Source organism: Ureibacillus yapensis, assembly GCF_003515775.1.
Lineage (GTDB): Bacteria > Bacillota > Bacilli > Bacillales_A > Planococcaceae > Ureibacillus > Ureibacillus yapensis.
Genome location: NZ_QWEI01000018.1, coordinates 1 through 8573 on the forward strand (window position 1 = coordinate 1; position 8573 = coordinate 8573).

Annotated in this window: 11 protein-coding genes and 1 riboswitch; of the genes, 5 read left to right on the plus strand and 6 right to left on the minus strand. The window is 42.5% G+C overall.

All coding sequences use genetic code 11. The annotated features are described in order from the left end of the window. Positions 1-154: 154 nt before the first annotated feature. Positions 155-1525 (plus strand): amino acid permease, encoded by a 1371-nt coding sequence (locus D1B33_RS17990; protein ID WP_118877792.1) that lies wholly within the window; start codon positions 155-157, stop codon positions 1523-1525. 1 nt (position 1526) lies between these two features. Here the strand turns inward: D1B33_RS17990 and D1B33_RS17995 are convergent, their stop codons facing one another. Further along, entirely contained in the window at positions 1527-2153 is a 627-nt protein-coding gene (locus D1B33_RS17995) for a LysE family transporter (RefSeq protein ID WP_118877793.1), read from the minus strand. 103 nt (positions 2154-2256) lie between these two features. Here D1B33_RS17995 and D1B33_RS18000 point away from each other — a divergent pair, with 103 nt between their 5' ends. Then, positions 2257-2607 carry an NIPSNAP family protein gene (locus D1B33_RS18000; protein ID WP_118877794.1) on the plus strand — a complete coding sequence of 117 codons (351 nt, stop codon included), beginning with the start codon at positions 2257-2259 and terminating at the stop codon, positions 2605-2607. A gap of 82 nt (positions 2608-2689) precedes the next feature. Continuing rightward, a complete protein-coding gene (locus D1B33_RS18005; RefSeq protein WP_118877795.1) occupies positions 2690-3514 on the plus strand; it encodes an MBL fold metallo-hydrolase in 825 nt (274 codons plus the stop codon). A 41-nt stretch (positions 3515-3555) separates the two neighbouring features. Here D1B33_RS18005 and D1B33_RS18010 read toward each other — a convergent pair whose 3' ends face one another. From D1B33_RS18010 to D1B33_RS18030, 5 genes are read right to left on the minus strand one after another with little or no spacing between them, the layout of a single operon-like run. Then, entirely contained in the window at positions 3556-4305 is a 750-nt protein-coding gene (locus D1B33_RS18010) for a TatD family hydrolase (protein ID WP_118877796.1), read from the minus strand. Beyond that, positions 4302-5042 (minus strand): ABC transporter ATP-binding protein, encoded by a 741-nt coding sequence (locus D1B33_RS18015; RefSeq protein ID WP_118877797.1) that lies wholly within the window; start codon positions 5040-5042, stop codon positions 4302-4304. Before D1B33_RS18015 ends, D1B33_RS18010 begins: the two co-directional genes overlap by 4 nt. Then, positions 5039-5800 carry an ABC transporter permease gene (locus tag D1B33_RS18020; RefSeq protein WP_118877798.1) on the minus strand — a complete coding sequence of 254 codons (762 nt, stop codon included), beginning with the start codon at positions 5798-5800 and terminating at the stop codon, positions 5039-5041. Before D1B33_RS18020 ends, D1B33_RS18015 begins: the two co-directional genes overlap by 4 nt. Beyond that, a complete protein-coding gene (locus D1B33_RS18025; RefSeq protein WP_118877799.1) occupies positions 5800-6090 on the minus strand; it encodes a thiamine-binding protein in 291 nt (96 codons plus the stop codon). The genes D1B33_RS18020 and D1B33_RS18025 overlap by 1 nt, the downstream gene beginning before the upstream one ends. A 3-nt stretch (positions 6091-6093) precedes the next feature. Next, on the minus strand, positions 6094-7110 hold the full coding sequence (locus tag D1B33_RS18030) for an ABC transporter substrate-binding protein (RefSeq protein WP_118877800.1): 1017 nt from the start codon (positions 7108-7110) through the stop codon (positions 6094-6096). A gap of 107 nt (positions 7111-7217) precedes the next feature. Next, positions 7218-7328, minus strand: a riboswitch (TPP riboswitch). Positions 7329-7526: 198 nt separating this feature from the next. Here D1B33_RS18030 and D1B33_RS18035 point away from each other — a divergent pair. Beyond that, a complete protein-coding gene (locus D1B33_RS18035) occupies positions 7527-7799 on the plus strand; it encodes a hypothetical protein (protein ID WP_118877801.1) in 273 nt (90 codons plus the stop codon). A gap of 101 nt (positions 7800-7900) precedes the next feature. Further along, positions 7901-8404: a GNAT family N-acetyltransferase gene (locus D1B33_RS18040; RefSeq protein ID WP_118877802.1), complete on the plus strand. Its 504-nt coding sequence runs from the start codon at positions 7901-7903 to the stop codon at positions 8402-8404. Positions 8405-8573: the final 169 nt, after the last annotated feature.

The following is an 8573-nucleotide window of genomic DNA, read 5'->3' on the forward strand; positions in this document are numbered from 1 at the left end:
AATATTACGGCAAGGCGGCTTGCTACATATGACTTTTCAAGCACTCTATTAGGGTGCTTTTTTTATTTGCCAAAAAATCCAGCTAGTGAACAAAATGAATAAACTTCTATTGGACGCCCATAATAGTAAAAGGTTCAAGGGAGGGCGTTTTATTATGGAAATCCCGGCACGTGTCGGCAGCAAAGGTGAGAAAAAGAGCCAGGGGAAGCTGAAATGGTGGCAACTTTCCCTGATTGGTGTGGGCTGTACGATTGGAACAGGCTATTTCTTGGGTTCGGGAATCGGCATATCAAAAACAGGGCCCTCCATTGTTATTTCCTTTATCCTCGCTGGTCTGGCGGCAATGATTGTATCGGAAGCATTAGGAAAGATGTTTGTACAGGACCCGCAAAAGGGATCTTTCCGTTCTTATGCAAAAAAAGCATATGGGCGTTGGGCAGGATTTGGCAGCGGCTGGGTCTATTGGTTTTCGGAAATGCTGATTTCCGGCAGCCAGCTAACGGCGCTTTCCATTCTAACCCGCTTCTGGTTCCCAAACGTACCGCTATGGATTCTGGCTTCCATCTATGCCGCGTTGGGAATCCTTGTGATTCTCATTGGAAATAAGGGATTTGAACGCGCTGAAAACATTTTCGCTATCATGAAAATAGCGGCTATTTTTATGTTTATCATCCTTGCTATCTTGGTGCTTTTTGGCTTTTTTGGCGGCAGCATTAACGATTTTAACGTTCCCAATACGGCAGATGAATTGTTTGCAAACGGCCTGATTGGCTTGTGGTCATCCTTGATTTTTGGTTTTTATGCTTTTGGCGGCATTGAAATCATGGGAATTCTCTCCACGAGGCTCCAGGAAAAAAAAGAAGTAGTCAAATCGACTACTGTCATGTTGATTTTGCTGATTATCATCTATATAATCTCAATCATTTTGGCGTCAGGGTTTGTTGCGCATGACAAGTTTAATGCGCAAGAAAGTCCTTTTACCCTGGCTTTGGCTAATTATAAACTGGCCTTTTTCCCCTATGTATTCAATGCGGGTATCATTATTGCGGGGTTTTCAACGATGGCCGCATCATTATTTGCGGTTACCAGCATCCTTGTCAACATGGCGCAGGAGGGCGATGCACCAAAACTTTTTGCCAAAAAAAGCAAACTGAAAGTACCTCCTTTTGCTTTGGTCTTGACCATTGCTGTCTTGGTGCTTTCGATAATTATCTCAAGGTTGGTGCCGGACCGGGTGTATGAATATGTTACAACAGCCGCCGGATTAATGCTTATTTACAATTGGTTTGTTATTTTGATTTCCTATCCCAAACTGATGAAAGCAACACGGTTTGATCACGTTAAACGATATTTTGCGATGATTCTCATCTTATTGGCGATAAGCGGCACGGTGCTGGATCAAAATAATCGAATCGGCTTTTTTGTGAGCATCCTGTTCATTGCAATCATTCTCATCGTTATTTTATTTATCCGAAAACGAAAGCCCGGTAAAAAGAAGAAAAACGAAATGCCTCGAGGGATCTAGCCTAGAAAAATAATAGTTTTACGGCTTGGACACCAAAATAAACACCAAAGCCAATGAGGGAAAGCCCGGATACGATGGAAATCCCGGCAAGCAGTTTAGATGTTAGTATTTTTCTGAAACTGCTTGCTATGCCGGCCATCGTAATATCCCATATAAATAACCCGACGAAAATGGCCCCGCTATACAGAATAATATGATTCAAATCGTAGGTAGAAACGGTTTTTGCAAGGACAGATCCGAAAATGCCCAGCCAGAACAACATCGATAAAGGGTTCGAAATCGATAATAAAAAACCATTCAAAAATGATTTTTTGTGAGAGTAGGATTCCATGTTCTTCATGGCAATTTTTTTGCCTGCACTCAAAATGCTATCTACACCGGTGTAAATAAGGACAAAGCCGCCAAACGACCATAGCAATGTTTGCATAAAATCTGTTTCGAGAAACTGGAATACTCCTAAATAGACAATCAGCATAAAGATGGCATCTGCCAGCATGGCGCCCAATCCAACCAGCCAGGCATGCCAAAAGCCGCCGAATAACCCTTTTGTTAATTGTGCCGCATTGACGGGACCAATTGGTGCGGCCAGTGAAATCCCCAGAAATACGTACCCAAAAAAAGCGCTCATTTTGTAACTCCTTTAATAATGGAAAATGGTTTGTACATCTTATTCATCTTTTGGCCCTTATAGGACAACCTCAACACTGAAACTTTTAAGGAGAAGAATGCATATGTCCATCTTTGTTTACCAAACGTTCGAAATCAAACAAGAAAAGTTTAAAGAGGCAATCGAAAATTTACAGGAAATCAAAAAATACCGCAATGAAGAATACAGCCATACGGTGGAAGTGTTCATCCCGATTTCCGGTCAGGATTATCGTTATGCGCTATTGGCGACCTATGAGGATTTAGCTGAAATGGAAATGCAAAACAAGAAAATGTACGATGACGATGAATATTTAAAATTAGTGGGCGATTTCTTTTTGGATCATGTGGTTCAGGGAACAATGTATACGCAAATTTATCGGAACATCAATAAAAAAATGACAGAGAAAGATAAGAATAAAGGGTCGGAAGAATAACGCCCTTGTTTAAGTGAGTTGCTGTAAGGGTATTAATAAATCAATCTATTTGCCAACCGGTTTACGGAAGGGAGAAGAAGTTGTGAACTACTATATTTGCGAAACGTGCGGCGTTCAGTATGACAAGTCAAAGGAAGAACCCCAGCATTGCAAGATTTGCGAAGATGATCGGCAATACATCAGCGAAAATGGCCAAAAATGGACAACGATGGAAGAACTCACTTCTTTGGGCCAGTATCATAATCAGTTTACTTTAGAAGAAGAAGGGCTCTATAGCATTAAAACGAGTCCAACTTTTGCGATCGGACAAGCTGCCTATTTCCTGCAGGAAGAAAATTTCAATATGTTATGGGATTGTATTACATATCTTGATGAAACGACCATTACGCTGATCAATGAGTTGGGGGGGATCGATGCGATTGCGCTGTCCCATCCCCATTACTATTCTACCCAAGTGGAATGGGCGGAAGTGTTTGACGCGCCCATTTATATTCATGAAGATGATCGAGAGTGGGTTACAAGACCGAGCGAAAGAATTGTCTTTTGGTCAGGGGAAACCCTCGAGCTTCATCAGGGACTCATCTTGCATCGCGTAGGCGGACACTTCAAGGGGGCGACTGTCCTGGAATGGAAAAATGGCGACCATGGAAATGGGGTATTATTGGTCGGCGATAGTTTTCAAGTAGCGGACGATCAAGATTGGGTTTCTTTTATGTACAGCTACCCGAATTTTTTGCCGTTGCCGGCAGAAACCGTACAGCGGATTGCTGATCAGGTGAAAGAAATTCGATTCGAAAAAATCTACGATGCTTTTTTGAAGGGCGTAGAGGAAAAAGCAAACCAGTCCGTGCAAAAATCAGCCGAACGCCATATAAAAGCACTAAAAGGCGAATTGTTTGATACGTAAAAAAGGGATGAAGGACTATATTGTCTTTCATCTCCTTTTCGTTATATTTCATAAAACTTCTTTGTATTGTTATATAAAATGCGCATCGTTTCTTCAATAGAAAGCTTCTTAATTTCTGCAATTTTCTCGATGGAATGCTTCATCATCCAGGGTTCGGTTCGTTTACTTCTAAAAGGTCCTTCAAATGGCCAAGGTCCATCGGTTTCGACCATCATTTGCTGGAGGGGATAGATGCGAATGAGCTGCTGGATTTCCTTCTCGTATACACAATCCGGCGTGACGGAAATAAAATAGCCGTTGCGGATCATGCGCTTCACGACCATTTCATCTCCTTTAAACCAATGAAAATGTGCTTTTGCCACCCCATGCTTTTCCAGCAAGTCACACGCGATAGAAGCATCTTCATATACGGCATGCAAAACGATCGGTTTTGCCCATTTTGCAGCGAAATCCATAAATCGTTCGAGCAGTTCGATATACGGTTGGTAGTTTAAAGGGCTTTCGAGGTTTTTATAATAGGGTAGCCCCACTTCACCCACAGCTGCCATCTCGCCTGCATGCACTTCCATCCAGGAGAATAGCGTTTCCAGTTCGCTAGAAGAAGGAATACTTTGCTCTGGATGAAAGCCATAAGCAGGCTTCACGGCAGGATGGACCGAGGCTAGGTCGTGAATTTTCATGCAGCTTGCCAAATCAGAGGAAACTGCAATTAACGCTTCTGCCTGCTCCAGCAACAAAAGTTGTTCATGTTCTTCATAATGATCAAGGTGAATATGTGCATCAATCATCATTCCGAGATTTCCTCCTTCAAGTATTTGAAAATCTGCTGCTTTAACTGGAAGAATTCCGTTGTTTCCAGTAAATTTTCATCTCTTGGCCGGGAGAAGGGGACTTTTATTTCTGCTTTTATGTGCGCGGGTCTTTTTGAAAAAATGTAAACTCGATCAGCCAAAAATAATGCTTCGTCAATGCTATGCGTAATGAACAAGATTGATTTTCGGTTCGCTTCCCAAATGGAAAGAAGCCATTTTTGCATGGTTAATTTCGTAAATTCATCTAAAGCAGAAAAAGGCTCATCCAAGCAAAGCACGTCTTGGTTGCTCAATAAAGCGCGGATGAAGGAAACACGTTGTTTCATCCCGCCGGACAATTCATTCGGGTAGGCATTTTCATAATCGGCCAGCCCCGCTTTTTGCAATAATCTTCGCGCTTCCTGATAATCAGGTTTTTCTTTTAATTCTGCTGCAAGAACCACATTTTCAAGCACAGTACGCCAAGGAAATAGGGAAGGAGTTTGCGGCATATAGCCAATCAATCCCTTCTTTCCATTAACTGCTTCTCCGTTCAATTCAATCGTTCCACTCTCCGGCAAAACCAGCCCGCCGATGAGTTGGAACAAGGTACTTTTGCCGCTGCCGGATGGGCCAAGTATGGCAACGAATTCACCATTTTCCACTTGTAAATTTATATCTTCCAAAACGGGGCGTTCGCCGAATGATTTATGTAATTGATGGATCGCCAAGCTCATCGATTTCCCGCCTTTCTGCCTTTAACTGCCAACTTCTCAATCATTCGAATAACACCAAACAGTAGGACGCTTAATAGCATAATGAAGAAAATGGCCACAAATACGCGGTCAACCCTGAAGGATGATTGCGCCAAGGTCATATAAACGCCAATTCCTTGTTTCGCTCCGAGCCATTCCGAAATAACGGCACCCATCACACTGTAGGTTGCTGAAATTTTCAAACCGGAAAAAATGGAGGGCAGGGCATGCGGAAATTCAAGCTTCCAAAAGATTTGTTTATCAGTAGCACCTGCCATGTTCAGATAATGCTTCAACTCCGGAGCCGTCTGCCGAAAGCCGTCCATGCTCGCTACCACAATCGGAAAAAAACAAACGAGACTAATGACAATGAGTTTCGGCAACAGACCAAATCCAAACCAGATGATGAGCAGGGGAGCCAAAACGATAGTCGGGATATTTTGCGATAAAATCACAAGCGGATAAAGCATTTCATTTACCTTGGGTAGTCGATAAAGAAAGATGGCCGTCAGCAGGCCGATGCCACACCCCACAACCAACCCAAGCAACGCCAGAAAGATGGTAGAAAGCAAGTGGCCGTAAAAGTCGCCAAAGCCCGCTGCTGCCTCTGTGAGTATTGCACTTGGAGCGGGCAATAGCCACATGGGGGTTTTGGTCAGTCGAACAAGGAGTTCCCATAAGACAAATAAAAAGAGGAGGAAAGCGATGGCGCTTCCTCCACGAAAGCTGATTTTTGGCATTAGCGGTATTTCTCCGTCAATTTTTCCATTGTCACGCCGCTTGGATTGTATAGAATCTTCACTTGTGTAATGACATTTGGACTGCCCAGCTCAATCATTTTTTCGTTCATTTTTTCAATAATGGATAGCAGTTCGGAAAGTTCACCTTCCATCGTAGTTTCAAGAGGATGAACCTCGTATTTCACCCCGGCTGCGTCAATGACGGCGATGGCCGCATCCACAAAAGGAATGACATCTTCCGGTCGGTTCGTTTTCGGGATGATTTGTACACTGATTAATGAGTTCGCCATTTTTTATTCTCCTTCTTTCGGTAAAAATTGATTTGTAAAAGCGGTTTCCGGATTGAATTCGCCTTCCAGCACACCGTTTTCAGACATCCAATCAGCATAATTTTTCCATACTTCCAATTTCTGTTCTCCCCATCTTGGCGCATCATCCTGATATTTGTCCGCCAACCATTTCTGGCTTTCCAAAACGAGTTCGGCATCCAGTTCAGGCGCTGCTTTTGACAGGATTTTCGCTGCGTCTTCAGGATGTTCAATGGCAAATTGGTAGCCCTTCGAAGCTGCCGCCACAAAGGCTTTTACCGTTTCGGGATGTTCGCTGATCATTTTTTCATTGGTTGCCAATACTGGTGTGTAGTAATCCAGTTTTTCGCTGTAATCCGTTAAGTACACCATATTGATTTCTTCTCCGCGCAGACTGGCCTCGATACCTGTCCAGCCGTAGTAGATCCACGCAAAGTCAATTCCTTGGTTTGCCATTGTGAAAAAGTCTGCATTTCCTGCATTGACGATATCCAGCTTTTCAACATCCGCGTTCTCGGTATTCATCAACGTTTCCAAAACGGCTTCTTCAATAGGGGAACCCCAGCCGCCATAGACTTTTCCTTCAAAATCTTTTGGGGAATTTATGTTTTTGTCCACCGGGGAAGCAAACCCGGAAGTGTTGTGTTGAATCACGGCCGCAATTGAGACAATAGGGACATTTTGTGTACGGGCAAGCGTGATTCCTTCCTGGTAACTGACGACAAATTCGGCATTGCCTGATGCAACCAGCTGATCAGCTCCTGCGTCACCTGGTTGAATGATTTCCACATCCAAACCTTGTTCTTCAAAATAACCATTTTCTTGGGCTACATATAGTCCCGTATGATTTGTATTGGGCGTCCAATCCAATACAACAGTAACTTTCTCCAATTGTTGTTTGCCGTTTTCCGTAGCAGTGTTGCCAGCTGGTTGCGTTTCGTTTGATTGGCAGCCTGCAAGTGCTAGAATAGCCATCATCACGAGTGGTACAATTTTTTTCATCCTGAATCCTCCAGTTTTATTGAATTCATTCATACAACAGAAGAAATAAAAAACGCCCAGGATTATAATCCCAGACGCAATAACATTATTTTCAAAATGAAAGGTATCCATTTGAAGTCAATGTTCCCTACGCTGGTATTAACCAAATCAGGTTCAAAGGGTTAGTATCTAGACGGATACAGTCTCAGCTGGCTATACCAGCTCCCCTACATTCTTCTTGATATGAACTTTAATTCCTATTTTATACATAGTTCAAATGGAATTTCAACAACTTTCTGAAAAATCCTATTGACAGAATTCTAAATGCCTTTCAACACCGGACGATTATACAAGTCGGCGTAGCGATTTTCTGATATAATCATGCCAAAAGCGCGCCATATTTATTACAAAACAGCAAGAGTAGGAGAGACAATACTTTGCCCATTGCCATCGTTATTTTAGTTGCAGCCATTGGATTGGCTGCATATTTAAGCAAGAATAAAGAAAGAAAAAAGAAGTTCACCATCTGGGGGATTGCTGCCATTCTGTTGATTGCGCCGCTCCTTTCATGGATTGCCGGAATTCTTTTCGGCATGGAGGAGGGAGATGGATTTGTAGGATTTACAGTTATGCTGTACAGTTTTGTTTTGCTGGAGGTAATTGGATTTATCCTCCTTTATTTCGGGATATTCAAGAGAATGAGAAGGTAGTGTTTGTCAAACAGTACGTTGATGGACTCCTGTAATTTTCTCTTGTAAATATCTATAAATAGAATTAACATAAGTCTAAAATTAAAGATTGAGGTTTTTTTATGGCACTAGAGATAACTTTTCGGGATGCAACACTGGAAGATTTGCCGAAAATCGTAGAGATCTACAATTCCACGATTTCCGGAAGAATGGTGACCGCTGACACGGAGCCTGTTACAGTAGAGGATCGTTTAAACTGGTTTTATGAACATAATCCAACTAAAAGACCGCTATGGGTTGTGGAGACAGAAGACAAGATTTGCGGCTGGGTGAGTTTGCAAAACTTTTATGGAAGACCTGCCTATAATGCAACCGCAGAAGTGAGCATCTATCTGGATGAAAGCTTTAGGGGGCATGGACTTGGCAAAACGGTACTGCAGAAAGTCATTGAAACTGCACCACGCTGCCAAGTGGAAACATTGCTGGGGTTTATTTTCGGCCATAATGAACCAAGTCTGCGCTTGTTCGAGAAATTCGGCTTTGAAAAGTGGGCACATTTGCCGGAAGTAGCCACATTGGATGGCGTGAAAAGGGATTTAGTGATTTTAGGGAAGAAATTATCTTAAAAAATGTTTTTTGCATACGAGTTAGCGAATAAAGCGGCTATTTCCCTATACCTAACGGTTAATAAAACCAGTATCGCCAAGAAGATGATTTGACATTTTTATTAAAAACTGCTTTCTTGAATCAATTGATACTTCGGTGTAATATAATATTAAAGCTGCGTTGTACGTA

Excerpts from the sequence above, each read along its gene's own strand:
- D1B33_RS18025 (WP_118877799.1), bottom strand. The coding sequence starts at position 6,090 with ATGGCGAACTCATTAATCAGTGTACAAATCATCCCGAAAACGAACCGA.
- D1B33_RS18000 (WP_118877794.1), top strand. The coding sequence starts at position 2,257 with ATGTCCATCTTTGTTTACCAAACGTTCGAAATCAAACAAGAAAAGTTT.
- D1B33_RS18015 (WP_118877797.1), bottom strand. The coding sequence starts at position 5,042 with ATGAGCTTGGCGATCCATCAATTACATAAATCATTCGGCGAACGCCCC.
- D1B33_RS17990 (WP_118877792.1), top strand. The coding sequence starts at position 155 with ATGGAAATCCCGGCACGTGTCGGCAGCAAAGGTGAGAAAAAGAGCCAG.
- D1B33_RS17995 (WP_118877793.1), bottom strand. The coding sequence starts at position 2,153 with ATGAGCGCTTTTTTTGGGTACGTATTTCTGGGGATTTCACTGGCCGCA.
- D1B33_RS18030 (WP_118877800.1), bottom strand. The coding sequence starts at position 7,110 with ATGAAAAAAATTGTACCACTCGTGATGATGGCTATTCTAGCACTTGCA.
- D1B33_RS18010 (WP_118877796.1), bottom strand. The coding sequence starts at position 4,305 with ATGATGATTGATGCACATATTCACCTTGATCATTATGAAGAACATGAA.
- D1B33_RS18020 (WP_118877798.1), bottom strand. The coding sequence starts at position 5,800 with ATGCCAAAAATCAGCTTTCGTGGAGGAAGCGCCATCGCTTTCCTCCTC.
- D1B33_RS18040 (WP_118877802.1), top strand. The coding sequence starts at position 7,901 with ATGGCACTAGAGATAACTTTTCGGGATGCAACACTGGAAGATTTGCCG.